We start from the raw sequence: 25,226 nt of genomic DNA on the forward strand, positions 1-25,226 counted from the left end.
GCACGTGAGGCCGGGGCGGCTCGGGCGGGGTCACGGGGTCGCTCCCGCGGTCTCGGGGGCGTCGACGGGACCGGCGGCATCCGGGGCATCGGCGGGACGCCAGCGGACCGCCCCGGCGAACCAGGCGGCGACCTTCTCCATGTTCGCCGCGACGTCCTCCTCCGATGCGCCGCCGACGACGTAACCGGCCAGGAACAGGCCGGACTTGACGCCTCCGTGGAAGACCTGACCGGCCCGGCCGGTGTGCGCGGACTCGAGCACGCAGTCGGGCGCGCCCTCGGTCGGGAGGTGCTCCAGTACGCCGCTCGACGGGGGGATCCACAGGCCGCCCGCCGGCCGGGGAGCCGGCCCGCCCGACGAGGCGGGGAGCCCGCACTCGGCGTAGAGCCACTCCTTGTCGAGGTCGATGCCGAAGGCGTGCCGGACGGCACGGGCGACCATGCCGCCGCCGGTGCGGCTGGCGATCTCGCAGAACACCGTCCGGTCGTCCGGGGTGATCCAGAACTCCGCGTGGAACGTGGTCCGTTCGGGCGTCGGGAGCTGCGCGAGGACCGCGCGGACCGCGTCGACGAGGCGGGCGTGGTACGGGTCCCCGGGCGCCAGCGGAACGCTGCCCATCCAGTGGTCGCTGCGGAAGGAGAGGCAGTCGTTCAGGTAGCGGAAGGGCCGCACGAAGACGGGTTCGCCGTCCCGCACCAGCCCGTCCACGTGGTACATCGCGCCCGGGACGAAGGTCTCGATCTGGCTGGTGCCGCGCCAGGGAGCGGCGAGGTAGGCGTCCAGGTCGGCTTCGTCGCGCAGGACGCGGGCACCGAGGGAACCGGACTCGGACACCGGCTTGACCACCACCGGGTACCCGTGCTCGGCGACGAACTCCACGGCCGTGTAGGCGGAGTCGAGGAGACGGTAGGCGGGGACGTCCACCGGGCCGCCCGCGAGGTGGTCCTTCATCACGACCTTGTCGCGGAAGGCGCGGGCGCTCGCGGTCCGCTGTCCGGGAAGGTCCAGCAGGTCGCGGAGCTGCGCGGCCCGCAGGACGTCCGACTCGGCCCGGGCGAAGACGGCGTCCACGTCCAGCTCGCGGGCGAGGCGCAGGGCCGTCTTCTCGACGAGCTGGTTGGTGTCGTAGTCGTCGAAGGCGTGCACGTGCCGGAGGTGGCCGTAGCCGGCGGCGTGCACACGGGGGGTCAGGACGACCGGCTCGATGCCGGTGCCCGCCAGCCACTGCTCGTAGGGCGTGGTGGCGTGGGGCGTCTTGGCGAAGACGAGGACGTGGCGCATGCGTGTCCCCTCTCAGGCCGTCGGCTCGACGAGCAGCGGCAGCCGGCGGCGCTGCGGCACGCGCGAGACGAGCCCGAGTTCCTCGGACAGTTCGGGGGCGAAGCAGCCGTCCTTGTAGACGCCCGCCATCCGCTTGTCGGTGAACGCCTGGATGGCCTCGTGGTCGAACTCGAGGTCGTAGCGGGCGCCGTCCTCGCCCTCGACGACGGTGCGGACCAGGATGCCCAGGTGGGGCTCGAAGGTGTTGACGCAGCCGACGATGTCGCCGATCTTCTCCCGGCGCTCCGGACCGTCCTCGGACAGCACGGTCTCCTCCGCGGGGATCGCGGCGAACAGCTGCCGGCCGGCGCGGCACCAGCCGACGTGCCCGGGGAAGCCCATGGCCTTGATGCCGAACGTCCCGAAGTCCTCGCTGACGCCGAGCTGGAAGTCCAGCTCCACGGTGTCGTGCAGCCAGCGGAAGTCGCGGTACGCCTGCTCGATCTCCTCGCGGGACAGCCGCAGACCGGGGTGCCGGCCGCCGTGGTCGCTGAAGTTGTTGAAGCGCACGGTGTCGACGCCGAGCTTGTTGAAGTACTGCGCGTAGCGCAGCAGGGACTCGCGCCCGTGGTTGTGGCGGCCGACGGTGACGCCGATGTTGACGCGGAAGGCGTCCGCGGTCTCGGAGCCGTCGGCGCGGCGGCGCGCGTTGTAGTCGGCGATCCGCTGCAGCACCTTCTCCGTGTCGGCGCCGCTGAACACGCCCTTGATCGGGTAGCTGCCGTCGTCGATCACCGCCAGGTTCTCGTCGAGTACGCCGTGGTAGGTGATGGAGATCGTGCCGTAGCCGCTCTCCCGCGCCAGGTCCAGGAGCTCGACGTAGTCGTCGCCGAGCAGGGGGCGTCCGCTCGTCCAGGCGTCGCCCTTCTCCATGGTCTCGGTGGGGATGTGGTCGGCTTCCTGGCGGAACTCGCGGTTGTTCGCCGGGCCGTAGATGCGCATGAACTCGCCGCCGTAGGCGAAGCTGTCCACGTAGCGCGGGTAGACCTGGTAGCCGTGGCTCTGCAGGCCCTCCAGGATGCGCGGGCCCTCGTCCATCGCGAAGGACTTGTCGTAGACCTTCTCGTAGTTGACGAACCAGCAGTGCGTGCACTTCTGGCCGCAGGTGTTCCGGCCGACCTTGGTGTCGAGGTCGAGGTAGATGTGGATGTCGGCGGGGTCTATTTCGGCGAACGGGACGGTGAACGGCGTGTCGCCGTGAAAGTCGTAAGAAATCGGCTTGTTGGTGGCAGGCATGACTTCCCCCATGGTGTGTCGCGCGTCGTGTGCCGGAAGGATGGTGCGGAAGGTGGTGCGGAAGGCGTACGGAAGTGTGGTGGTTTTCGGAACGCGGGGCGGAGCGGGCGGCTCAGCCGTCCCGCTGGGTGACGACGACCGGCACGGCCGTCAGTTCGCCGACCGCCGCGAGGCAGTCGGAGCGGGACTCCGCGACGAGCGTCGCCGAGCCGAGCCGGTCCGCGGAGGACCGCAGCGCCCCCACCTCGTCGCCGGGCCGTACGGAGAGGTCCCAGTCCACGAGCGTGCCGTGGGTGGGTGCGGGCGGGTCCGCGACGGCGGTGACCCGGCCGGGCGGCGCGGTGAAGAACACGGTGGCCGCGGCGGGTGCGGTGGGCGCGACGCGCGGCAGGTCCGTTCCCAGCGGCCAGCCGAGGGCCGCCGCCCGCCAGTCGAGGCCGGTGGTGAGCTGCACCAGGTCGGCGATGCCGTCGCCGCCGAGGCGGTTGTGGGTCTCGATGACGACGACCTTGTCGCCGTCGAGCTTGACCTCGGTGTGGCTGGGGCCGTCCGTGACGCCGAGGGCGTCCAGGAGCTCGGCCACGGCGTTCTCGACCAGGAGCTGCCGCCGCTCGTCCAGCGACGGCGGCGGCATCAGGTGACTGACCTCGACGAAGCCTGCGGTGGTGCCCTTCTGCGCGATGCCCACGACGGTGTGCCGGCCGTTCGCGGACAGGGCCTCCACGCTGTACTCCCGGCCCTCGGCGAACTGCTCCAGGAGGGTCGTCGGCGTCCTGCGGTCGTCCGGGAGGTCGTCGAGGCGTTCCAGCAGGGCGACGGCGTTGCTGCCGAACCCGTCCACGGGCTTGGCGACCACCGAGGGGTAGCGCGCGAAGAGCGCGGCGACGGCGTCCGCGTCGTCGCCGCGGGCGAAGGCGGGGTTCAGGTGCGGAACGCGCTGCTCCAGCAGCTGCCGCATGCGGAACTTGTCGCGGGTGGCGCGTACGACGTCCGGGTCCAGCCCGGTGACGCCGAGGTGCCGGGCGGCCAGGGCCGCCGGTTCCAGCCCGAGTTCGGTCAGCGAGACCACGGCGAGCGGGCCGAGGGGCCGGACCACCTCGTCGAGGAAGGGCAGCAGCGCGGTCCGGTCGAGGAAGTCGACGACGTGCACCCGGCTGCGGGAGTCCGGTCCGCCCTCGGCCGGAGCGCCGGCCGCGTCGTCGGCGGTACCGGTCAGGCGGAGGTGCACGACCTCGCGGGGGAGGGTGTCGGCTGCCCGCGCGACGGTCGGGTTCGCCCCGAGGACCACCAGTGTCACGCGGGGACCCGGACTGATCTGTGGAGCATGTGACGGCCACGCCTTCTCTGGTCGCGGGACGCGCGGGGCGTCGCCGGCTCACGAGTGATGACCACGTCGGACCACGGCCGCACTGGGCGACGAGGGGCGCTTCGGCCGATGTGGTGGGGAAGCAAAAGTGACAGGGGCAACTCGGAAGCGTCAACTCCCTTATGACACATGTCACTTGAGAAGGTCACCCTTTCGGTCTCGACTGCACATCTGGACCGTTCGCCTCCACATCACGCACAGGGTGCGCGCACGCGTGCCGCGCGGAACGCGCGCAGGGGGGCTCGGCGTCGCGCCCCGCCGCACGGCGACCGGGGGTGGCAACCGTGCGGGGGCGCGGCCTCGCAGCGGGGAGACGCGGGCCGTCAGGCCGCGGGGACGTGGAGGAGGGGGCTGTCGTGGTGGGCGAGCCACTGCCGGTAGGACGGCGACCCCCACGCGACCTCGCGGTAGGCGTCCTGGAGGTCGGCGAAGACCGCGTCGAAGTCGGTGCCGCCCTCGGGTGCGTCGGGCAGCGGGAGACGGGTCGCCATCACCAGCCGCACGGTCAGCGGGTCGCCGGCCAACGGCCGGATGACCAGCCCCGGACGCGCCCGCGAGGTGGGCTGGGCCGGGGCGACCACCTCGCCGGCCGCGACCAGGTCGGCCCCCGCGAGGTAGTCGCCGTGCGCGACCTGAAGCCGCAGCCCCGCCGCCGTGAACACCCGCCGCAGGCCCGCCCATTCGCCGTCCACGTTGGGGTCGACCATCCAGCGGTCCTCCACCAGGTCGGTGAGGGAGACCTCCTCCTTGCGCGCCGCCGGGTGCGTCGCGGGCAGCGCCACGAACTGCGGTTCACGCTCCATCAGCACGCGCTGCTCGAGGCCCTCCGGCACCTGCAGCGGGCAGCCGGCCACCTCGTGCACGAAGGCGACGTCGAGCTGGCGGTCGGCGACCATCTGGAGCAGGGCGCTGGGCGAGACGTCGATGCGGATGGTGGTGTCCGTCTCCGGCAGCCGGGCGTGCAGGCGCCGGAGCCAGCCGGGGACGGCGCGGTTGCCGGTGCTGCCGATGCGCAGCCGGGACCCGCCGCCGACACCGAGCGCGTCACGGGCCTCACTGATCAGCGCACTCATCTCGGCGACGATCGGCCGTGCCCGGCTCAGCACCGAGAGGCCGAACGGAGTGGGCCGGCTCCCCGTCCGCTCCCGGGTGAACAGCCGTCCGCCCAGGGCGCGTTCGATGCGTCCCAACTGGGTCGTCAACGACGGCTGGGTGACCCCGAGCTGCCGGGCCGCCTTGTGCACGCTCCCGTGATCGGCGATGGCGCACAACGCACGAAGATGTCTCACCTCGAGCTCCACGGCCGGAGCATAACCGCGCCCCGGTTCTCCGCGCCAGAGACATGACAAGCCAATCCTCCCTGCTCAGAGACGATGCGCCTGGACTATCACCGGATGCCATCATCCGTGCGGCGGGTGATTCGGCACACACTCTCCGGGACCGAACGTTCATCCGCGGTTCACGGGCGGCGTCCCCCACACGCCCCACACGTACGCCGAACCGGGCTCCGCGGACGACCTGGAGGACCCCCACATGAGAAACATCAGGACCGCCCTCGCCGCCTCGCTCGCCGTCGGCATGGCCGTCGCCGGTCTCGCCGCGGCCCCGGCCTCCGTCTCCGCCGGCTCCGGCTCCGTCGTCGCGGCCTACGAGGGTGGCGCCAAGTCCGAGCAGGCCCAGAACCGCGCGTTCTTCGAGGCCGTCTGGGAGAAGGCGCAGGAGCGCCAGGACGCCAAGCCCGGCTTCCAGGCCATCACCCTGTACTACAACGACTCCGCGGCCCCCTCCTTCCAGAGCGAGATCTCGCAGAGCGCCTCGATCTGGAACTCCTCGGTCAGCAGCGTCACCCTGGCCGAGACCTCCGGCAGCGGCGACTTCGACTACCGCGAGGGCAACGACCCGCGCGGCAGCTACGCCTCGACCGACGGCCGCGGTCACGGCTACATCTTCCTGGACTACGCCCAGAACGAGACCTACGACTCGCTGCGCGTCACCTCGCACGAGACCGGTCACGTGCTCGGCCTGCCGGACAACTACAGCGGCCCGTGCAGCGAGCTGATGTCCGGCGGCGGCCCCGGCCCGTCCTGCACCAACGCCTACCCGAACTCCTCGGAGAGCGCCCGGGTCGACCAGATCTTCGGCTGAGCGCAGTCGTCCGGGAGGACGCGCCGAAGTTCACCACCGCCCGCTGACGCGGCGGTAGGGCCCCGTACCGGGGTCCGTCCGGACGAGGGATCCGTCTGAACGTGTGCCCGTCCCGCTTCACCGCGGGGCGGGCACACGTGCGTGCGAGGTCGCGTCCACGCGTGCTCCGCGCGGGATCGGGCGCGTCCCCGGCCGCGGCGGAGGTCAGGCGTGGGTGAGGCGCCAGAGGGTGGTGACCTCGGCGGAACGGGCCGCGTGCAGCGGGTCGTCGGGGTCGGGGGCGGTGGCGCGCCGGTGGACGGGACGGGTGTCGAGCCGGCCGGCCACCCGCAGCCCGGCTGCGCCGATCCAGCCCAGGAGGTCGTCCCGCGTGCGCAGGCCGAGGAGTTCGGCCAGGTCGGAGAGGATCAGCCAGCCCTCTCCGCCGTCCTCGTCCAGGCGCCCGGGCAGGCCCTTCAGGAACGCGCGCAGCATCCCGCTGCCCGGGTCGTAGACCGCGCGTTCGACGGCGGACGTCGGTTTGGCGGGCAGCCAGGGCGGGTTGCAGACCACCAGCGACGGCGCGGCGGCCGCACCGCGCGGCGACCCGGCGGGAAACAGGTCGGCCTCCACCACCTCGACGACGCCGGGAGCGGCACCACCCGGGACGAGACGGTCCAGGTTCTCCCGGGCGCAGGCCAGCGCGCGCGGGTCCTGGTCGGTGGCCACCACGTGCCGGACGCCGCGCCGCGCGAGCACGGCGGCGAGCACCCCGCTGCCGGTGCCGACGTCCCAGGCCAGCGCCTCCGCGCGGGGCGGCAGCGGCGCCTCGGCGACCAGGTCGACGTACTCGCCGCGCACCGGGGAGAACACGCCGTAGCACGGGTGGACGCGGGCACTGCCCAGGGCCGGGACCGGCACTCCCTTGCGGTGCCACTCGTGGGCGCCGATCAGGCCCAGCAGTTCGCGCAGCGAGACCAGCAGCGGCTCGGCCGCGTCGGGCGGCCCGTAGGCGCCGCGGCAGGCGCCGTCGACGTCGGGCGCACGCCGCAGCGGCACGGTCCACCGTCCGTCCGCCGCCTCCAGGGGCACGAGCAGCATGCCCAGGATGCGGGCGCGTTGGGCCTGCCGTGCACGGTGACGGTGGAACGCCGCGGCCGGGTCCTCGCCGCCCTGCGCACGCCCCCGGGACGGGCGGTCGACGCGGCGGGTCAGCGCCGTGAGGAGCTGGCGGGCCCCGACGTAGTCGCCGCGCCACAGCAGCGCCGTGCCCTCGCAGGCGAGCGTGTAGGCGGCGTCGGCCCGGGTGCGGTCGTCGGCGGGGGCCACCTGCTTCGGCGGACGGGCGCCGCTCTCGGAACGCCAGCGGGCCGAGCGGTCTTCGCCGTCCTCGGCCCAGCGGACGGTCTGGCGTTCGGTCACGGCCACAGCGTACGGCCGGCCGGAGCTACCCGTGGCGGGAGGTGCGAACGGCACCGGCGCTGGCGGCGATCACCAGCGCCACCGCGAGCACCTGCACCCAGCCCATCCGCTGGTCCAGCACCAGGAATCCGGCCGCCGAGGCCGCCACCGGCATCAGACTCATCAGCACGGCGAAGGTGGACTTCGGCAGCCGCCGCAGGGCGAACAGCTCCAGCGTGTAGGGGATGCCCGAGGAGAGGACGGCGACCGCCGCTCCCAGGCCGAGGACGACCGGGTCGAGGAGCGCGCCGCCCGCGCTCAGGACACCGAGCGGCGCGCTGAGAAGAGCGGCCACCACCATCGCGATGGCCAGTCCGTCCGCGCCGGGGAAGCGCGCTCCGGTGCGCGCGTTGTAGACGATGTACGCCGCCCACATGCCGCCCGCGGCGAGTGCGTAGCCGACTCCGGCGACGTCGAGGTCGCTGAAACCGCTCGCGCCCAGCAGGTACACGCCCGTCAGCGCCAGTCCCGCCCACAGCAGGCTCAGCGCCCGCCGGCCCGCGACGACGGAGAGCGCCAGCGGGCCCAGCAGTTCCAGGGTCACCGCGGCACCGAGCGGGATCCGCTCGATCGCCTGGTAGAACAGCGTGTTCATGGTGCCCAGGGCCACGCCGAGGCCGACGACCGCCGCCCAGTCCGTACGCGAGTGCCCGCGCAGCCGCGGACGGCACACGGCGAACAGCAGCACCGCCGAGAACACCAACCGCAACGCGACCATGCCGAGGGCGCCCGCGCGCGGGAAGAGCAGCGCCGCCACCGCCGAGCCGAACTGGAGGGACAGCGCACTCGCGCAGACCAGCCCCACCGCGCCGAGGCGGCCTGCTCCCGACGGGTGCGCGCCGGGACCGGTCGAGGAGGTGTTCCCCGGGGACGCGGAGGCCGCCGGGCCGGAGCCGGCGACCGGGCGTTCGACGTGACTCATGGGTCCCACCGTAGAAGGCGCCGCGCACGGCAGGCGGCTCGGGCGGCTTCGGACGGCTTCGAGCGGTGCGGGACGGCGCAGGACGGTGTGGGACGGCTTCCAGCGGCTTCGGGAACGGAGAGGGACCACCAGAGGAGGGACAGGAGGAACCGGACGGATCCGGCACACGTTCACGGGTCGCGGGCACCCGCCCGCCACACCCCACAGTGCGGAGCTGGAGGCACACGATGGCAGGGTTCCTCGACCGGGCCAAGGAGCAGGCGCAGCGCGGTCTCGCCCAGGGCAAGGAGAAGATGGAGGAGGTCCAGGCGCAGCGCGCGGGGCACGACCTGGTGCGCAAGCTGGGTGCGGCGTACTACCGCCAGCAGCACGGCACCGGCTCGCCGGAGGAGGTCCAGCGCGCGCTGGCCGCCGTCGAGCAGCACATCGCGCAGCACGGCGACTCCGCCCTCCGCTGAGGCGGCCGGCGGGACCGGGGCGACGGCCGCGGTCCCGCCGGGCAGAATCGGCGGTGTGCAGCCCGACGCCTCCCCCACCCCGTCCGCCGCGACCCTGCGGGCCCTGCGCGACCTGGCCGGCCTCCGCTCCGGAGCGCGCCTGCCCTCGCCGCTGGTCGAGGTCGACGACGCGCGCTTCACCCGGCACGGCGTACGGCTCACCCTGAAGCGGGACGACCTGATCCACCCGGAGATCCCGGGCAACAAGTGGCGCAAGCTGGTGCCGAACCTCGCGGCGGCCGTCGAGGACGGCCGGCACACCCTGCTCACCTTCGGCGGCGCCTACTCCCACCATCTGCGGGCGACGGCTGCGGCCGGGCGCCTGCTGGGGCTCCGGACGGTGGGCGTCGTACGCGGCGGGGAACTGGCGGAGCGCCCGCTGAACCCCTCCCTCGCCCGTTGTGCCGCGGACGGCATGCGGCTGCATTTCGTGTCGCGGTCCGACTACCGGCGCCGCGCCGATCCGGCGTGGGTGGAGGGTCTCCGGGAACGGTTCGGGGACTTCCTGGCCGTGCCCGAGGGAGGCAGCAACGCCGCGGCGGTCCACGGCTGCACCGAGCTGGGCGGCGAGTTGCGCGGCCGCACCGACGTGGCGGCGGTGGCCTGCGGCACGGGCGGCACGCTGGCCGGGCTCGCCGCCGGGCTCGCCGCCGAGCCCGGCGGAGCGAGGGGACCGGGCGGAGCGTACGCGCTCGGCGTTCCCGTGCTGCGCGGCGGCTTCCTTCCCGCGGAGGTGCGGCGGCTCCAGGGGGAGGCGTTCGGCGGGCCGCGCGGCGCGTGGCGCACGGACGACCGGTTCCACTTCGGCGGCTACGCCCGCACCTCCGCCGAGCTGGAGCACTTCGCCGCGGACTTCGCGGAACGGCACGGCCTGCCACGGCTGGAGCGGGTCTACGTCGCCAAGCTGCTGTTCGGGCTCTGCACGCTGGCCGGCGAGGGGGCCTTCGCCCCGGGCAGCACCGTGACCGCGGTGATCACGGCGGGCGGCGGTGCGCCGGAGGGCGCCGCGAGCCCCGGCGCGGGCCCCGGCGCGGGTTCGCCCGGCCACGAACGGTGAACGCATCCGTCCTCCCGGGTGTCCGGGCGGCACGGAACGGGAACCTCTGAAAGGAGCCGGGTGTTCACCCAGTGTGGCCGCGGGGGCGGAGAACGGGCCGCAGAAGGGCCGTAGCGACCGGGTGTCACCAACGCAGTGTCACAATCCGGTATTTGAAGGCCCGACCCCCTAGCCACGGACTGTACCCACGTGTTTACTATAAGTGACGCCTCGCAAGTGGGGCGTTCGCGGTGCCGAGGGAATCGTCCGGGCGACATCCCGCGGTGGATCGCGATAGCGTCGCAGTCGAACGATCCAGTACGTCGGCCCGTTCCGACCGGACCCGGCAGGTGAGGCCCGGGCGGCCGGACCGCCGCACTGGTCACAGACAACGAGCCAACCGGCTTGTGCCACCTTGGAGGTGAGGGTGTCCCAGATCGCAGGCGAGCCCGGAGACAAGGACTTCGTCGAGGTCCGGCTGCCCGCCGCGGGCGCCTACCTGTCCGTGCTGCGGACGGCCACGGCCGGTCTCGCGGCCCGCTTGGACTTCACCCTGGACGAGATCGAGGACCTGCGGATCGCGGTCGACGAGGCGTGCGCGATCCTGCTCCAGCAGGCCGTGCCCGGCTCGGTGCTCAGCTGCGTGTTCGAGCTGATCGACGAGTCACTGCGGGTGACGGTCTCCGCCCCGACCACCGACGGCCGTGCCCCCGAGCGCGACACCTTCGCCTGGACGGTGCTCGCCGCCCTCGCGGGCGAGGTCGACTCGACGGTGTCGGAGGACCGGACGGTCAGCATCAGCCTGCGCAAGCAGCGCGGTACGGGTCCGGATCCGTCGTGACGGAACACGAGGCACGAGAAGCATGGGCGGGTCGCCACGAGGCGGCCGGTCCGGGCATTCCCGAGCAGCACGCCCGCCCGCACCCGGAGGGGAACGGCGGAGCGGTCGGTGAACGGTCCGAGCATCGGCGATCGGAGCAGGCCGAGCAGGCGGAGCAGGCGGACTCGATGGACGAGCAGCGGCAGGAGCGGCAAGGACGCCCGGGCGGCGCCACCGGCGGCCGGGGGCACACCCCGCAGGACCGCAGCGCCGCACGCGCCCTCTTCGTCGAGCTGCGGGCACTGCCGGACGGCTCTCCGGAGCACGCGGAGCTGCGCAACCGGCTGGTGCGGATGCACCTTCCGCTGGTCGAGCACCTGGCCCGCCGCTTCCGCAACCGCGGCGAGCCCCTGGACGACCTGACGCAGGTCGCCACGATCGGCCTGATCAAGTCGGTGGACCGCTTCGACCCGGACCGCGGCGTGGAGTTCTCCACCTACGCGACGCCGACCGTGGTCGGTGAGATCAAGCGGCACTTCCGCGACAAGGGCTGGGCGGTACGGGTACCGCGGCGGCTCCAGGAGCTGCGGCTGTCACTGACCTCGGCCACCGCCGAGCTGTCCCAGCAGCACGGCCGGGCGCCGACGGTGCACGAGCTGGCGCAGCGGCTGAAGATCTCCGAGGAGGAGGTCCTCGAAGGACTGGAGTCGGCCAACGCCTACAGCACGCTGTCGCTGGACGTGCCGGACACCGACGACGAGTCCCCCGCCGTCGCGGACACCCTCGGCGCGGAGGACGACGCGCTGGAGGGCGTGGAGTACCGGGAGTCGCTCAAGCCACTGCTGGAGGAGCTGCCGCCGCGCGAGAAGAAGATCCTGCTGCTGCGCTTCTTCGGCAACATGACGCAGTCGCAGATCGCCCAGGAGGTGGGCATCTCGCAGATGCACGTCTCGCGACTGCTGGCGCGCACCCTCGCACAGCTGCGGGACCGGCTGCTCGTCGAGGAGTGATCCGCACCGGGCCGTCGGCAGGGACGGCCCGGAGGCGACGAAAAAGAAAAGACAGAGGGGAAGAAGGGGACGGGGGCGCACGCGGGACTCCCGCGTCACGCGCCGGCCGTCGGGTGCCGGACTCCCCCGGGCGTCACGCGTCCCGCGGGCCGACCCCGAGGGCGGCGGCCGAGACCGGCGTGACCAGGCAGCCGAGGACGACGACCGCGACGACGCCGATCGCCACACCACCGGCGGTCCACACCCCGCCGTTCTGCGCCATCTGCCAGCCCACGGGCAGCGCCAGCAGCTGGGTGATCAGCGCGGGACCACGGCTCCAGCGACGCAGCAGCCAGAGCCCGCGAGCGGCCGCCAGCGGCAGCGCGGCCAGCGCGAGCACGGTCAGGGCCATCGTCAGCGCCTGCACGAGGCCGTCCGGGTCTCCGATGAAGAGCATCACGAGGGACACCAGGCCGAAGCAGGCGATCACCGCCCCTTCCGCGGCGGTCAGCGCCGCCGCGACGGTCAGCCGTGCCGGGCGGGGGTCGAGGGGGGCTTCATCGCTCACCCCTGCAGGGTAGCCCGGCCGCCGCAGCGGTCCTCGCCCGCAGTGCGGACCGCCCTGCCCCCGCGCGGGGGTCCTGGGTACGCTGCACCTCATGCGCGCACTCCTCGTGGTCAACCCGGCAGCCACCCTCACCAGTGCGCGGACCCGGGACGTCCTCACCCACGCCCTGGCCAGCGATCTGAAGCTGGAGGTCGCCTCCACGGAATACCGGGGGCACGCCCGCGACCTGGGCCGCGCGGCTGCGGAGGACGGGGAGACCGAGCTGGTGATCGCCCTCGGCGGCGACGGCACGGTCAACGAGGTGGTGAACGGCCTGCTGCACGGGGGGCCCGATCCCGAGCGCCTGCCCCGGCTCGCCGTGGTGCCCGGCGGCTCGACCAACGTCTTCGCGCGCGCCCTCGGGCTGCCCAACGACGCGGTCGAGGCCACGGGCGCCCTGCTGGACGCCCTGCACACCGGGAGCGAGCGCACGGTCGGTCTGGGCCGTGCCGACGGCGTGCCGGGGACGGACGACGCGGGCGCTCCCCCGCGCTGGTTCACCTTCTGTGCCGGCTTCGGATTCGACGCGGGCGTGGTGGGCCGGGTGGAACGGCAACGCGAGCGGGGCAGGCGTTCGACGCATCCCCTGTACGTGCGGCAGGTGCTGCGGCAGTTCCTCCGGGAACCGCATCGCCGTCACGGAACCATCACTCTCGAACGGCCGGGCGAGAAGAGCACCGAAGGGCTGGTGCTGTCCATAATCTGCAATACCGCGCCCTGGACCTACCTGGGGAGCAAACCGGTCTACGCGGCCCCGCACGCGTCCTTCGACACCGGCCTCGACCTGCTCGGACTCTCCCGTCTGACCTCGGCGGCGGTGGGCCGGTACGGCACCCAGCTGCTCACCTCGTCGCCCGGGCGCGGGCCTCGCGGCAAGCACGCTCTGTCGTTGCACGATCTGACATCCTTCACCTTGCATTCGCAGGTTCCACTGCCCTTCCAGATGGACGGTGACCACCTGGGACTCCGTACGAGCGTGGGGTTCGCAGGCGTACGCCGAGCACTGCGTGTGATTGCGTAAGTCGAAGGCCCGAAAGTCCTTCCACTCGAACGTTTAAACCAGCTTCCACCCCCTGGAAGTACGGCTGTGAGCCAAGCGACACCAAGGAATCAAAAAAAACTTTCCTGAAGGGGTTGTATCCGCCGCCGAGGTTTGCGAGTCTCTTCATGGCGATCGGGACAGCCCCTCACCGGGCCCCCTTGAGAGCCCCGAATCCCCCTCATCCGGTCCGGTGGGACCCGCATCACATCGACGTGGTACCCCTTCCGCCGCAAGGGGATTCGTGAAAGCGTTCACATTCACAAGCAAACTCACGCCCGTAATACGAGGAGAGGTAGCAGCCATGGACTGGCGTCACAACGCCGTTTGCCGCGAGGAAGACCCCGAGCTGTTCTTCCCCATCGGCAACACCGGTCCTGCGCTGCTGCAGATCGAGGAAGCCAAGGCCGTCTGCCGCCGCTGCCCCGTGATGGAGCAGTGCCTGCAGTGGGCCCTGGAGTCCGGTCAGGACTCCGGTGTCTGGGGTGGCCTCAGCGAGGACGAGCGCCGCGCGATGAAGCGCCGCGCCGCCCGCAACCGGGCGCGGAACAACGCCGCGTCCGCCTGACGGCCCCACCCACCGGCTGCAATCCCGAGCCGCAGCGCGCAGTGCTCTCGTCAAGCACCGCACCACGCATGGCTACGAGCCCCGGAAGCGACTGACATCCGTCGCACTCCGGGGCTCTGTGCTGTGCGGGGCGCCCCCGCAGTGCGGTGAGGGTCTTGACGTGAGAGGGGCGGGGGCGTTCGGCAGGGGGCGTGCGGCGCGGACACCACCACCCCGGCCGCATCACCGCGCCGGTCACTGCTTCTCGGACGCGACCGGCAGGTCGAGGATCACCCTCGTGCCCCGCTCCGGGGCCGGCACCATGTCGAACGTGCCGCCCAACTCACCCTCCACCAGCGTGCGGACGATCTGGAGGCCGAGATTCCCGGCGCGCTGTGCGTCGAAGTCCTCGGGCAGCCCCCGCCCGTCGTCGGTGACGGTGACCCGCAACCGCCCCTCCTCGCGGCCCACCCCCGGCGTGCGGACCGCACCGACCTCCACCGTGCCGTGCTCCGCCGGCCCGAAGGCGTGCTCCAGCGCGTTCTGCAGGATCTCGGTGAGCACCATCGACAGCGGCGTGGCGACCTCGGCGTCCAGGATGCCGAACCGCCCGGTGGTGCGCCCCGTCACCCGTCCCGGGGAGAGCTCGGCGACCATCGCCAGCACCCGGTCGGCGATCTCGTCGAACTCCACGCGCTCGTCGAGGTTCTGCGACAGCGTCTCGTGCACGATGGCGATGGAACCCACCCGCCGCACCGCCTCGTTCAGCGCGTCCCGGCCGCGGTCGGAGTCCATCCGGCGGGCCTGCAGCCGCAGCAGTGCCGCGACGGTCTGGAGGTTGTTCTTCACCCGGTGGTGGATCTCCCGGATGGTGGCGTCCTTGGTGAGCAGCTCGCGTTCACGGTGCCGCACCTCGGTGATGTCACGCAGCAGCACCAGGGAACCGATCCGGGTGCCCTTGGGCTTGAGCGGGATGGCGCGGAGCTGGACCACGCAGTCGTTGCCCTCGACCTCGGCGGTGCGCGGGGCCCAGCCGCTCGCGAGCTTGACCATCGCCTCGTCCACCGGTGCGCGGGAGGGGGCCAGTTCGGCGGTGGCCTCGCCGAGGTGCAGGCCGACCAGATCGGCGGCGAGGCCCAGCCGGTGGTAGGCGGAGAGGGCGTTGGGGCTGGCGTACTGGACGAGGCCGTCCGCGTCCAGGCGGATCAGACCGTCGCCGACCCGCGGCGAGAGGTCGGAGTCACCCTGGCGGCCGGGGTAGGGAAACGATCCGGCGGCGATCATCTGTGCCAGGTCGGACGCGCTCTGGAGATAGGTCAGCTCCAGCCGGCTCGGGGTGCGGACGGTCAGCAGGTTGGTGTTCCGCGCGATGACGCCCAGCACCCTGCCCTCCCGGCGCACCGGGATGGATTCGACCCGGACCGGCACCTCCTCGCGCCATTCCGGGTCGCCCTCGCGGACGATCCGCCCCTCGTCCAGGGCCGCGTCCAGCAGCGGCCGCCGGCCGCGCGGCACCAGGTGGCCCACCATGTCGTCCTGGTAGGAGGTGGGACCGGTGTTGGGCCGCATCTGGGCGACGGAAACGTAGCGGCTGCCGTCCAGGGTCGGCACCCACAGCACCAGGTCGGCGAAGGAGAGGTCGGAGAGCAGCTGCCACTCGGAGACCAGCAGGTGCAGCCACTCGAGGTCGGCGGGGCCGAGTGCGGTGTGCTGGCGGACGAGGTCGTTCATGGAGGGCACGGGCCGAGCCTACCGGCGGGCCCGCGGAGGCCGCCGCGCAGGCGCCGCCGGGGCTCGGCGCTGCGGACGGAGCGCGGACGGAGCGCGGACGAGAGCCGGGCGTGGGCCGGGATCAGGGCCCGGGGCCGGGGCCCGCGACGGGGCCGGGAAAGCACTTCGGGCCGCGGCGCCGGTACGGGACCCTCAACCCGTCCGGCACCGCAGCCCGGAGTTCCAAGACCCCGGCGCGGTCAGGGCAGATCACGCCGCGAGTCCCGTTCCGTCCTCCTGTGCGGGGAGAACGGACGCTTCCTCCGCCCCATTGTGGACTAGACCTGTACGGGTGTCCATGGGTCTGCGGCGAACGATCGATCAGACCAGCAGCCCCGCACTGCCGCGCCGGCTCAGTGGGTCTGGGTGACCTTGGCGAGGGCGCGGGGGGCGTCGGGGTCCTGGCCGCGGGCGAGGGTGACCTCGTAGGCCAGCATCTGGAGGGGCATGATCTCCAGGATGGGCTGGAGTTCCTCGGGCAGTCCTGCGGTGGGGAGGACGAAGCCGGCGGAGGCGGCGTCCACCTGCGCCTTCGGGCCGATCACCACGAGGTCGGCGCCGCGGTCGCGGAGCCGGTCCAGCACGGGCTGGAGCGCCTCGCCGCCGCGGCCGTCGGTGACCACGGCGATCACCGGGGAGATGTTGTCGACCATGGCCAGCGGGCCGTGCAGCAGGTCGGCGCCGGAGTAGGACAGGGCGGGGACGTAGCTGGTCTCCATCAGCTTCAGCGCCGCCTCCTTGGCCGTGGGGTAGCCGTAGCCGCGTGAGGTGATGACCATGCGGTCGGCGAAGCGGTAGCGGCCGGCCAGGGCCCGTACCTCCTCGCGGCGGGCGAGGACGGATTCGGCGAGTTCGGGCAGGGCCGCAGCCTGCTCCGGCCCGTCGGCGCCGCGCATGCCCGCCACCAGCAGGTACAGGGCGAGGAGTTCGGCGGTGTAGGTCTTGGTGGCGGGCAGGGCCTCCTCCGTGCCGGCCAGCACGTCGATGTGGAACTCGCTGACCTCGGCCAGCGGTGAGGCGGCGTTGTTGGTGACCGCCAGGGTGATCGCGCCGGCCTCCCGGGCGGCGCGGGTGGAGGCGACCAGGTCCGGGGAGCCCCCGGACTGGCTGACGGTGATCACCAGGCAGTCGGTGAGGTCCGCCTTCGCCTGGTAGGCGGTGGTGGTGGACATCGAGGTGAGTCCGCACGGCCTGCCCAGCAGCACCTCGATGAGGTACTTGGCGTACAGCGCCGCGTTGTCCGAGGTGCCGCGGGCGGTGAGCAGCACGAAGCGCGGGGCGCGGGCGGCGATCGCCCGAGCGGTCTCCCGGATCGTCGGGGCGCCGCCTGCGCCCCGCTCCCGCTCCAGCAGCCGGCGCAGCACCTCGGGCTGCTCGGCCATCTCGGCCGCCATCAGCCGCCCGGGCACGACGGGCTCCCCGGCGGTCTCGGGCACGGACGAGGACGGCGTCGGGACGGACATGCGGAGTGCCTCCAGGTGGCGTGACAGTCGGTCTGCGGCGGTCAGCGGCCGGCGTCCGCGCCGGTCAGGACCTCCGCGGCGGCTCGGGCGCAGACGCGGGCGGCGCCGTGGGTGGCGATGTGCAGCGCGCCGGCCGGCGGAGCCTGCGGGACGCCCATCTCCACCACGACGGTGTCGGGGCGGGTGGCGAGCAGGGCGTCCAGCACTCCGGCCATCCAGGCGTGCCGGTGGACGTCGCGTACCACGGCGACGATCCTACGGTTCGCCGCGGCGCCGAGCACCTCGGCGAGCGCGGCGTCGAGGCCCCCGTCGTCGATCCGGTCCCGGCCGTAGGTGGCGGTGGTGGTGCCGGGGAGCAGCCGGGCGAGTTCGGCGGCGAGGCCCCAGGGCGTCTCGCTGCCCACGGCGATGTTGGCGACCGGGGTGAGTGCGGCGACGAACGGCGGCTCGGTCAGCGGCCGGTGGTCCGCGAGCCCGGTGACGCGCAGCGCCCGGCGCGCGGCCAGAAGGCCCACGCCCTCGTCGTGCGCGGGGGTGGGTGCGGGGCCAGACGTGCTCCCCTCCTGGGCGCCGTGCGCGCGGGGAGTGCGCACGGCACCGGGTACGCCTGACCCCGCCGCCCGCTCCCCCGTCGCCCCCCGCTCCCCCGCCGTCCAGCGGGCGAGAGACCGGACCCGTGCCGCGGCGTCCGCGAGCCGGTCGAGCGGCAGGTCGCCGTCCCGTACGGCCCGCAGCAGCGCGTCGCGCAGCCGGAGCACGGTGTCCTCGTCGGCGAGGCCGCCGCCGACGCAGATGGCGTCGGCGCCCGCGGCGAGGGCGAGTACGCTGCCGCGTTCGATACCGAAGGAGGCGGAGATGGCCTCCATCTCCATCCCGTCGGTGACGATCAGGCCCTGGTGTCCCAGGCCGCCGCGGTCCACGGGGGCGCGCAGCAGGCCGGTGAGCGCCGCGGGGCTGAGCGTGCCCGGGAGCGCGGCGTCCAGGGCGGGCAGCAGGATGTGCGCACTCATCACGCACTTGCTGCCGGCGGCGACGGCGGCGCGGAACGGCACGAGTTCGCGTGTCCGCAGGGTGCCGAGGTCGGCGTCGATGCGGGGCAGCGCGTGATGGGAGTCGACGGCGGTGTCGCCGTGTCCGGGGAAGTGCTTGACGCAGGCGGCGACGCCGGCGGACTGGAGGCCCTCCACGTAGGCGACGGTGTGCCGGGCGACGAGGTGCGGATCGTCGCCGAAGGAGCGGACGCCGATGACGGGGTTGTCCGGATTGGAGTTGACGTCTGCGGAGGGTGCCCAGTTGAGGTTGACGCCGCAGGCGGCCAGCCGGCGGCCGAGTTCGCGGGCGACCGCGCGGGTCAGTCCGGGGTCGTCGACGGCGCCCAGGGCGAGGTTTCCGGGGAAGGAGGAGCCGGCGCTGGCCTCCAGGCGCGTGACGTCGCCGCCCTCCTCGTCGATGGCGACCAGCACGTCCGGCCGCACCTCCCGCAGTTCGGCGGTGAGCGCGGCGAGCTGGTCCGGGGAGGAGATGTTGCGGCCGAAGAGGCCCACGGAGCCCAGGCCCTCACGGAGCTGCCGGAGCAGCCAGCCGGGGGCGGTGGTGCCGGCGAAGCCCGGTTGCAGGACGGCGAGGGCGTCCCGGGTGACGGCGGAGGTGTCCCGTACGAGGGTCGTCATGGTGGGCGTCACCCCTTCACGGCGCCGGCGCTGAGGCCGCCGACGGCGCGTCGTTGCAGGAACAGGAAGAGCAGCAGGACCGGGATCGCGAAGAGCGAGGACGCGGCCATGGTCGCACCCCAGTCGTTTCCGAACGCCGACTGGAACTGGGTGAGCCACAGCGGCAGCGTGTACGCCTCGGACTCCTTGTTGAGCACCAGCACCATGGCGAACTCGTTCCAGGCGGTGATGAAGCCGAAGAGCGAGGTGGACATCAGGCCGGGCGCCAGCAGCGGGAAGATCACCCGGAAGAAGGCCTGGGTACGGCCGCAGCCGTCGATCAGCGCCGCCTCCTCCAACTCCTTCGGCACGGCGGCGATGAAGCCGCGCAGCGTCCAGACGGTGAAGGGCAGCACCATCACGAAGTAGATCAGCGTGAGGGTGCCGATGCTGTTGAGCATCTGCGCGTCGCGGGCGATCAGGTACATCACGATGACCATGACCTCCCAGGGGGCCATCTGCGCCATCATCACGGCCAGCACCAGCCCCTTGCGCCCCCGGAAGCGCATCCGCACGATCGCGAAGCTCGCCGCCAGCGCGACCAGCAGGGCCAGCAGCACGGCGCCGACGGTGACCGTGAGGCTGTTGGCGACGTAGGTCCAGAACAGCTCCACGCCGGTGGCCGTCGTGTAGTGCTCGACGGTCGGGGTGAAGAGGAACGTCGGGTCCTTGGTGAGCACCTCGGACGCCGGTTTGAAGGACGTGGAGAACATCCAGTAGACGGGGAAGACGAAGAACAGCGCCAGCGGCAGGGCCACCAGGTTGGGCCAGAGGCGGCCGAACGCCTTCCGGCGCCGGGCGCGTTCCGCGCTGCGGTCGGTCACGGCGGTGAGTGCGCTCACTGCTCCTCCTCCTGCTTGAGGATCAGGCGGAAGTAGAAGGACATGGCGACCAGCAGGATGAGGATGGTCAGCACGGAGGCGGCCGCCGCCACGCCGAAGTTCATCTGCGACATGCCCTCGACGTAGGCGAAGACCGGGAGGGTCTCGGAGGCGCGGTCCGGGCCGCCGCCGTTCAGGGCGACGATCTGCGCGAACGCCTTGAAGACCCAGATGATCTCCAGGAAGGTCGTGATCAGGAAGAACGGCTTCATGATCGGGAACACCACGGAACGGAAGATGCGGGAGTTCGAGGCCCCGTCCATCCGCGCCGCCTCGTACAGCTCACCGCTGATGGTGGTGAGACCGGCGTAGAGGTTGAGCGCGACGAACGGGACGGACGCCCAGACGATCATCAGGGTGACGATGGCGAGGGTGGAGAAGCCGGAGTCGAACCAGTTGTGCTGCTCGTAGCCGGCGAAGCCGAGGCCCCGCATCACCCAGTTCATCACGCCGAACTGGGTGTCGAAGAGCCAGCGGAAGACGGTGGCGGAGGCCACGATGGGCATCGCCCAGGCCATGACCAGGGCGAGCGAGAGCACCAGCCGCATCCGTGAGCCGAGCCGGTTGAGCAGCAGCCCGACGAGGGTGCCGAGGACCATGATCAGCACCACGTTGACGGCCATGAACACGAACGTGCGGACCACCACGGTCCAGAACATGTCGTCGGCCAGCAGCTCGGTGTAGTTGCTCAGCCCCGTCCACACCGTCTCGCGCGAGATCATCTCGATGCGGCCGAGCTGCTGCAGCGAGATCAGGACGTTGCGGACCAGCGGATAGCCGAGGAAGACCAGCAGGGAGAGCACCGCCGGCGCGACCAGCGCGTACGGCAGCCAGGCATGGGTCCGCGGGCGGCGCGGACGTCGCGGCGCGGCGCCGTCGGCCGACGGGGCGGGCTCGGGCACCTCGGGCGGCGGCTCCTCGGCGCGGGGCGCCGCCTGCGGCGTTCCGGGGGTCGCGCCCTGGGTGTGCAGGGTCATGTCCTCATTCCTCGGGGTGAGGGGGCGGGCATCAGGGCCGTGGAGTGCCCCGGCGGCCGGGGGAGGCCGGCCGCCGGGGACGGGTGCGCTGCGGACGCGCCGACGTCAGCTGCCGTTGATGCGTTCGGTGATGACCTCGTCGGCCTCCTTGCCGGCCTGCTTCGGGTCGGTCCCCTCCAGCACCTTGGTCATGTACGTCTTGATCGGGTTGGGGTCGGTCTCGACGTTGGCCCAGCCCGGGGTGACCGGGGTGATGCGGCCGACCTCCGCGGAGGCGACCATCGCCTCGGCGAACGAGCCTTCGGCCGGGTCGACCTGTGCGGCCGGGCTGTTGGGCAGCAGGCCGCCCTCGGTGGCCTCGGCGTACTTCGTCATCCACTTCTCGGAGGTGGCCATCTGCAGCCACTCCTGGGCGAGTTCCTTGTTGGGGGACCGCTCGGAGACGGAGAGGTTGGAGCCGCCGAAGAAGACGTGACCTGGCTGGTCGGCGGTCTTGCCGGGGATCGGGAAGTAGCCGAAGTCGGCCTCGTCGCCCGCCTCCTCGATGGCGGCGACGGCGCCGCCGGCCTCCCAGCCGAGCCCGATCCAGGACGCCACGTCGCCCTTGGGCACGACGTCGGTGGACTGCTGCGGGGTGGCCTCGTCCGCGTCCTTGGGGGCGGTGGAGTGGGACTGGAGCTCCTTGTAGAAGTCCATCGCGGCCGCCGCCTCGTCGCTCGCGAGGGCGCCCTCCCACGTGTCGCCGCCCTTCTCCACGGCGAGGTTGCCGCCCTCGTCCCAGAGGAGGCCGGCGAAGACGTACCAGCTCTGGCCGGGCAGGTAGAGGGGCTGCTTGCCGGTCTTCTCGCCGATCTTCTCCAGGCCGGCGAGCCACTCCTCACGCGTCTTCGGCGGCTCGACGCCCGCCTCCTCGTAGACGCTCTTGTCGTAGATCACCGCACGGTTGGCGGCGTACCAGGGAGCGGCGAAGAGCTTGCCGTCGAGTTCGGCGGAGCTCAGCATGCCCTCGTTCCACTGGTCGTAGCCCAGTTCGCCCTTCATCGGGGTGAGGTCGGCGAGGCCGCCGGTGACCGCGTATCCGGCGGTCTGGGTGTTGCCCAGTTCCAGCACGTCCGGCGGCGAGTCCTCGGAGAGCGCGGTGGTGATCCGCTCCTGGATGCCGTTCCACTGCTGGACCTTCATCTCGACCTCGACGCCCTTGTGCTCGGCCTCGAACGCCTTGTTCAGCTCCGTGGACCACGGCTCGGGCGCCGATCCGTCCATGACCCACACGGTCAGGGTCTTCTTGCCGCCGTCCCCCGCGCTGCCGCCCTCGGTGCCGCAGGCGGTGGCGCCGGCCACCAGTGCAGCGGCCCCCACCGCCGCTATGAGCTTGCGCCTCACGCCGTCCTCCTCGATGGTGTACGCAATGGTGTAGACCAGTGCCCGCAGCTTGGCCTAGACCTATAGGGGTGTCAACGGTCCGCGGACCCGCCGACCGTTCCGTTACCGGAACGACACCTGGCCTGGTACGTCCCACCGGGCCGGGCACGTGCCACGATGTGAACCGCAACGAAGACGGAGGAGCCGGTGACGAACGCCGCGAAGAACGGAAACGGCGGGAACGGGAACGGAAGCACGCGCACCGCGCGGGTGCCGAAGTACTACCGACTCAAGCGCCACCTGCTCGAGATGACCGAGACCCTGCCCCCCGGCACGCCCGTACCCCCGGAGCGCACACTGGCCGGGGAGTTCGACACCTCGCGCACCACCGTGCGCCAGGCCCTCCAGGAACTCGTCGTCGAAGGCCGGCTGGAGCGCATCCAGGGCAAGGGCACCTTCGTCGCCAAGCCGAAGGTCTCGCAGGCCCTCCAACTCACCTCGTACACCGAGGACATGCGCGCCCAGGGCCTCGAACCCACCTCGCAGCTGCTGGACATCGGCTACGTCACCGCCGACGACCGGCTCGCCGGGCTGCTGGACATCCCGGCCGGCGGACGGGTGCTGCGCATCGAGCGTCTGCGGCTGGCCAGCGGCGAGCCGATGGCCATCGAGACCACCCACCTGTCGCAGAAGCGCTTCCCCGCCCTGCGGCGCAGCCTGGTGAAGTACTCCTCGCTCTACACCGCGCTCGCCGAGGTCTACGACGTCCACCTCGCGGAGGCCGAGGAGACCATCGAGACCTCGCTCGCCACCCCCCGCGAGGCGGGCCTGCTCGCCACCGACGTGGGGCTGCCGATGCTGATGCTCTCCCGGCACTCCAAGGACACCGACGGGGAGCCCGTGGAGTGGGTGCGGTCGGTCTACCGCGGCGACCGCTACAAGTTCGTCGCCAACCTCCACCGCCCCGCCCGCTGACCTTCACCGCGCCCCCGCCCCTGCCGAACGGCCGTCACCGCACGCCTCCGACCAGCCACGACACGTACCGGATGACCTGCGGGTTGTCCGGTCCGTTATGCGGAAGGGGGGTGACGGGGGCCGCTCCCGCTGGCTAGATTCCTGCGCACCGATCAGGAGATCACTTCAGTACTTGGACGGGAGCACCACCCATGCCACCACCCACGAGCACGGGGACGATCCCCACCGTCACCCCCGCGCGCGCTCTGGCCGCCGTCTGTCTGTTCATTCCGTTCGTCGCGATGCTCTGGGTCGGCAGCTACGACTCGGTGGAGCCCACCTTCATCGGCATCCCGTTCTTCTACTGGTACCAGATGCTGTGGGTGCCCCTGGCCACCGTGCTCACGGTGATCGCCTACGTGCTGGTGCGGCGGGACAACGCCGCCCGTCGCGACGCCCGTGCGGCCGCCGAGGGGGGTGAGCGCGCATGAACGAGGGCATCAACGTCGTGGCGCTCGTGGTCTTCGTCTTCTTCTTCGCGCTGGTGACGGTGATGGGCTTCCTCGCCGCCCGCTGGCGAAAGGCCGCCAATGCCGACAACCTGGACGAATGGGGTCTGGGCGGCCGGAGCTTCGGCACCTGGATCACCTGGTTCCTGCTCGGCGGCGACCTCTACACCGCGTACACCTTCGTGGCCGTGCCCGCGCTGATCTACTCGGCCGGCGCGGTGGGCTTCTTCGCGGTGCCGTACACGATTCTCGTCTACCCGCTGATCTTCCTTTTCCTGCCGCGTCTGTGGTCGGTGTCCCACCGGCACGGCTACGTGACGACCTCGGACTTCGTGAAGGGCCGCTTCGGCTCGCGCGGCCTGTCCCTGGCCGTGGCGCTGACCGGCATCCTCGCCACCATGCCCTACATCGCGCTGCAGCTCGTCGGCATCCAGGCGGTGCTGGACGTGATGGGCATCGGCGGCGGCGCGTCGACGCACTGGTTCATCAAGGACCTGCCGCTGCTCATCGCCTTCGGCGTGCTCGCGGCCTACACCTACTCCTCGGGACTGCGGGCACCGGCCCTGATCGCGTTCGTCAAGGACTCGCTGATCTACATCGTGATCGCCGTCGCGATCATCTACATCCCGATCAAGCTCGGGGGCTTCGACGACATCTTCTCCAGCGCGGGCGAGAAGCTCTCCGAGACCGGCGGAGCACTGGTCACCGGGCCCGAGGGCCACTGGGCGTACGCGACGCTGGCACTCGGCTCCGCGCTGGCGCTGTTCATGTACCCGCACGCGATCACCGCGACGCTGTCCAGCCGCAGCCGCGAGGTGATCCGCCGCAACACCACCATCCTGCCCCTGTACTCGCTGATGCTGGGCCTGCTGGCGCTGCTCGGCTTCATGGGCATCGCGGCCGGCATCTCGCTGGACAATCCGCAGCTGGTGGTGCCGCAGCTGTTCGAGAACATGTTCCCGGCCTGGTTCGCGGGCGTCGCGTTCGCCGCCATCGGCATCGGCGCCCTGGTCCCGGCGGCCATCATGTCGATCGCCGCGGCGAACCTGTTCACCCGGAACGTCTACCGCGACTTCCTCAAGCCGAACGCCACCCCGGAGCAGGAGACCAAGGTCTCCAAGGTCACCTCGCTGCTGGTGAAGGTCGGCGCCCTGGTCTTCGTCCTCACCCTGGACAAGACGGCGGCGCTCAACTTCCAGCTGCTGGGCGGCATCTGGATCGCGCAGACCTTCCCGTCCCTGGTCGGTGGCCTGTTCACGCGCTGGTTCCACCGGTGGGCGCTGCTCGCCGGCTGGGCGGCGGGCATGGTGTACGGCACCATCGCGGCGTACAACGTGTCCAGCCCGAAGCAGGAGCACTTCGGCGGCAGCACGGCGGAGATCCCGATGATCGGTGAGATCGGTTACATCGGCCTCACCGCCTTCGTGCTGAACGCGGTCGTCACGGTCGTCCTGACGGTGATCCTGCGGGCCGCCAAGGTCCCGGACGGGCGGGACGAGACCAAGCCGTCCGACTACCGCGCGGACGCCGGCGACCGGGGCGTGAAGGAGGAGCTGCCGGCTCCCACCGCCGCTCCCTGATCCACGGAACCCACCCGAGCACCCCACCGGCGGCACGGCCGCCGGTGGGGTGCTGCA

The 25,226-nt window shown here is 72.2% G+C and carries 23 protein-coding genes; 10 read left to right on the forward strand and 13 right to left on the reverse strand.

The window, feature by feature from the left end:
* Positions 1-30: 30 nt before the first annotated feature.
* The 4 genes from K304_RS31475 to K304_RS0126175 all read right to left on the reverse strand — a co-directional run bounded on the left by K304_RS31475 (position 31) and on the right by K304_RS0126175 (position 5,211).
* Positions 31-1,281: an ATP-binding protein gene (locus tag K304_RS31475; RefSeq protein ID WP_051308866.1), complete on the reverse strand. Its 1,251-nt coding sequence runs from the start codon at positions 1,279-1,281 to the stop codon at positions 31-33.
* Between the two features lie 12 nt (positions 1,282-1,293).
* A complete protein-coding gene (locus tag K304_RS0126165) occupies positions 1,294-2,556 on the reverse strand; it encodes a hypothetical protein (protein ID WP_051308867.1) in 1,263 nt (420 codons plus the stop codon).
* 112 nt (positions 2,557-2,668) lie between these two features.
* Complete coding sequence (locus K304_RS0126170; protein ID WP_027766116.1) at positions 2,669-3,853, reverse strand: ATP-grasp domain-containing protein; 1,185 nt, start codon at positions 3,851-3,853, stop codon at positions 2,669-2,671.
* A 392-nt stretch (positions 3,854-4,245) separates the two neighbouring features.
* Positions 4,246-5,211, reverse strand: a complete 966-nt coding sequence (locus tag K304_RS0126175) for a LysR family transcriptional regulator (protein ID WP_027766117.1) — start codon at positions 5,209-5,211, stop codon at positions 4,246-4,248.
* Between the two features lie 244 nt (positions 5,212-5,455).
* Here K304_RS0126175 and K304_RS0126180 point away from each other — a divergent pair, with 244 nt between their 5' ends.
* Positions 5,456-6,067, forward strand: coding sequence for a snapalysin family zinc-dependent metalloprotease (locus K304_RS0126180; RefSeq protein ID WP_027766118.1), 612 nt, complete (start codon positions 5,456-5,458; stop codon positions 6,065-6,067).
* A 204-nt stretch (positions 6,068-6,271) separates the two neighbouring features.
* Here K304_RS0126180 and K304_RS0126185 read toward each other — a convergent pair whose 3' ends face one another.
* Entirely contained in the window at positions 6,272-7,468 is a 1,197-nt protein-coding gene (locus K304_RS0126185; RefSeq protein ID WP_037792194.1) for a methyltransferase, read from the reverse strand.
* A gap of 25 nt (positions 7,469-7,493) precedes the next feature.
* The gene (locus K304_RS0126190; RefSeq protein WP_199779687.1) at positions 7,494-8,429 is read right to left on the reverse strand and encodes an EamA family transporter; all 936 of its coding nucleotides are present in this window, start codon (positions 8,427-8,429) and stop codon (positions 7,494-7,496) included.
* Between the two features lie 227 nt (positions 8,430-8,656).
* Between K304_RS0126190 and K304_RS0126195 the strand changes: the two genes are divergently transcribed.
* The 4 genes from K304_RS0126195 to K304_RS0126210 all read left to right on the forward strand — a co-directional run bounded on the left by K304_RS0126195 (position 8,657) and on the right by K304_RS0126210 (position 11,792).
* Entirely contained in the window at positions 8,657-8,887 is a 231-nt protein-coding gene (locus K304_RS0126195; RefSeq protein ID WP_027766121.1) for a hypothetical protein, read from the forward strand.
* 103 nt (positions 8,888-8,990) lie between these two features.
* Complete coding sequence (locus K304_RS31480; RefSeq protein ID WP_051308888.1) at positions 8,991-9,983, forward strand: pyridoxal-phosphate dependent enzyme; 993 nt, start codon at positions 8,991-8,993, stop codon at positions 9,981-9,983.
* 406 nt (positions 9,984-10,389) lie between these two features.
* Complete coding sequence (locus K304_RS0126205; RefSeq protein WP_027766122.1) at positions 10,390-10,803, forward strand: ATP-binding protein; 414 nt, start codon at positions 10,390-10,392, stop codon at positions 10,801-10,803.
* Positions 10,800-11,792, forward strand: a complete 993-nt coding sequence (locus K304_RS0126210) for an RNA polymerase sigma factor SigF (protein WP_027766123.1) — start codon at positions 10,800-10,802, stop codon at positions 11,790-11,792. Before K304_RS0126205 ends, K304_RS0126210 begins: the two co-directional genes overlap by 4 nt.
* A gap of 133 nt (positions 11,793-11,925) precedes the next feature.
* Here the strand turns inward: K304_RS0126210 and K304_RS31485 are convergent, their stop codons facing one another.
* The gene (locus K304_RS31485) at positions 11,926-12,339 is read right to left on the reverse strand and encodes a hypothetical protein (RefSeq protein ID WP_037792030.1); all 414 of its coding nucleotides are present in this window, start codon (positions 12,337-12,339) and stop codon (positions 11,926-11,928) included.
* A gap of 91 nt (positions 12,340-12,430) precedes the next feature.
* On the opposite strand from K304_RS31485, the gene K304_RS0126220 reads away from it, so the two are divergent.
* Positions 12,431-13,399: a diacylglycerol kinase family protein gene (locus K304_RS0126220; protein WP_027766124.1), complete on the forward strand. Its 969-nt coding sequence runs from the start codon at positions 12,431-12,433 to the stop codon at positions 13,397-13,399.
* 322 nt (positions 13,400-13,721) lie between these two features.
* Positions 13,722-13,985, forward strand: a complete 264-nt coding sequence (locus K304_RS0126225) for a WhiB family transcriptional regulator (protein ID WP_023528300.1) — start codon at positions 13,722-13,724, stop codon at positions 13,983-13,985.
* A 234-nt stretch (positions 13,986-14,219) separates the two neighbouring features.
* On the opposite strand, the gene K304_RS0126230 is transcribed toward K304_RS0126225, so the two are convergent.
* The 6 genes from K304_RS0126230 to K304_RS0126255 all read right to left on the reverse strand — a co-directional run bounded on the left by K304_RS0126230 (position 14,220) and on the right by K304_RS0126255 (position 22,147).
* Entirely contained in the window at positions 14,220-15,695 is a 1,476-nt protein-coding gene (locus K304_RS0126230; RefSeq protein WP_027766125.1) for a PAS domain-containing sensor histidine kinase, read from the reverse strand.
* 392 nt (positions 15,696-16,087) lie between these two features.
* Positions 16,088-17,197 (reverse strand): SIS domain-containing protein, encoded by a 1,110-nt coding sequence (locus K304_RS0126235; RefSeq protein ID WP_027766126.1) that lies wholly within the window; start codon positions 17,195-17,197, stop codon positions 16,088-16,090.
* A gap of 41 nt (positions 17,198-17,238) precedes the next feature.
* Positions 17,239-18,867 carry a glycoside hydrolase family 3 N-terminal domain-containing protein gene (locus K304_RS0126240; RefSeq protein WP_027766127.1) on the reverse strand — a complete coding sequence of 543 codons (1,629 nt, stop codon included), beginning with the start codon at positions 18,865-18,867 and terminating at the stop codon, positions 17,239-17,241.
* Positions 18,868-18,875: 8 nt separating this feature from the next.
* A complete protein-coding gene (locus K304_RS0126245) occupies positions 18,876-19,748 on the reverse strand; it encodes a carbohydrate ABC transporter permease (RefSeq protein ID WP_486591810.1) in 873 nt (290 codons plus the stop codon).
* Positions 19,745-20,764: a carbohydrate ABC transporter permease gene (locus K304_RS0126250; RefSeq protein WP_027766129.1), complete on the reverse strand. Its 1,020-nt coding sequence runs from the start codon at positions 20,762-20,764 to the stop codon at positions 19,745-19,747. Before K304_RS0126250 ends, K304_RS0126245 begins: the two co-directional genes overlap by 4 nt.
* A 105-nt stretch (positions 20,765-20,869) precedes the next feature.
* Complete coding sequence (locus K304_RS0126255) at positions 20,870-22,147, reverse strand: extracellular solute-binding protein (RefSeq protein WP_027766130.1); 1,278 nt, start codon at positions 22,145-22,147, stop codon at positions 20,870-20,872.
* A gap of 186 nt (positions 22,148-22,333) precedes the next feature.
* On the opposite strand from K304_RS0126255, the gene K304_RS31490 reads away from it, so the two are divergent.
* The 3 genes from K304_RS31490 (at position 22,334) to mctP (ending at position 25,169) form a co-directional block, all read left to right on the forward strand.
* Positions 22,334-23,101 (forward strand): GntR family transcriptional regulator, encoded by a 768-nt coding sequence (locus K304_RS31490; RefSeq protein ID WP_037792032.1) that lies wholly within the window; start codon positions 22,334-22,336, stop codon positions 23,099-23,101.
* A 191-nt stretch (positions 23,102-23,292) separates the two neighbouring features.
* A complete protein-coding gene (locus tag K304_RS0126265) occupies positions 23,293-23,571 on the forward strand; it encodes a DUF3311 domain-containing protein (RefSeq protein WP_027766131.1) in 279 nt (92 codons plus the stop codon).
* Positions 23,568-25,169 carry a monocarboxylate uptake permease MctP gene (gene mctP, locus K304_RS0126270; protein ID WP_027766132.1) on the forward strand — a complete coding sequence of 534 codons (1,602 nt, stop codon included), beginning with the start codon at positions 23,568-23,570 and terminating at the stop codon, positions 25,167-25,169. The genes K304_RS0126265 and mctP overlap by 4 nt, the downstream gene beginning before the upstream one ends.
* Positions 25,170-25,226: the final 57 nt, after the last annotated feature.

The organism is Streptomyces sp. CNS606, from assembly GCF_000426325.1.

Excerpts from the sequence above, each read along its gene's own strand:
- K304_RS31475 (WP_051308866.1), bottom strand. The coding sequence starts at position 1,281 with ATGCGCCACGTCCTCGTCTTCGCCAAGACGCCCCACGCCACCACGCCC.
- K304_RS0126165 (WP_051308867.1), bottom strand. The coding sequence starts at position 2,556 with ATGCCTGCCACCAACAAGCCGATTTCTTACGACTTTCACGGCGACACG.
- K304_RS0126180 (WP_027766118.1), top strand. The coding sequence starts at position 5,456 with ATGAGAAACATCAGGACCGCCCTCGCCGCCTCGCTCGCCGTCGGCATG.
- K304_RS0126190 (WP_199779687.1), bottom strand. The coding sequence starts at position 8,429 with ATGAGTCACGTCGAACGCCCGGTCGCCGGCTCCGGCCCGGCGGCCTCC.
- K304_RS0126195 (WP_027766121.1), top strand. The coding sequence starts at position 8,657 with ATGGCAGGGTTCCTCGACCGGGCCAAGGAGCAGGCGCAGCGCGGTCTC.
- K304_RS0126220 (WP_027766124.1), top strand. The coding sequence starts at position 12,431 with ATGCGCGCACTCCTCGTGGTCAACCCGGCAGCCACCCTCACCAGTGCG.
- K304_RS0126225 (WP_023528300.1), top strand. The coding sequence starts at position 13,722 with ATGGACTGGCGTCACAACGCCGTTTGCCGCGAGGAAGACCCCGAGCTG.
- K304_RS0126230 (WP_027766125.1), bottom strand. The coding sequence starts at position 15,695 with ATGAACGACCTCGTCCGCCAGCACACCGCACTCGGCCCCGCCGACCTC.
- K304_RS0126235 (WP_027766126.1), bottom strand. The coding sequence starts at position 17,197 with ATGTCCGTCCCGACGCCGTCCTCGTCCGTGCCCGAGACCGCCGGGGAG.
- K304_RS0126240 (WP_027766127.1), bottom strand. The coding sequence starts at position 18,867 with ATGACGACCCTCGTACGGGACACCTCCGCCGTCACCCGGGACGCCCTC.
- K304_RS0126250 (WP_027766129.1), bottom strand. The coding sequence starts at position 20,764 with ATGACCCTGCACACCCAGGGCGCGACCCCCGGAACGCCGCAGGCGGCG.
- K304_RS0126265 (WP_027766131.1), top strand. The coding sequence starts at position 23,293 with ATGCCACCACCCACGAGCACGGGGACGATCCCCACCGTCACCCCCGCG.
- mctP (WP_027766132.1), top strand. The coding sequence starts at position 23,568 with ATGAACGAGGGCATCAACGTCGTGGCGCTCGTGGTCTTCGTCTTCTTC.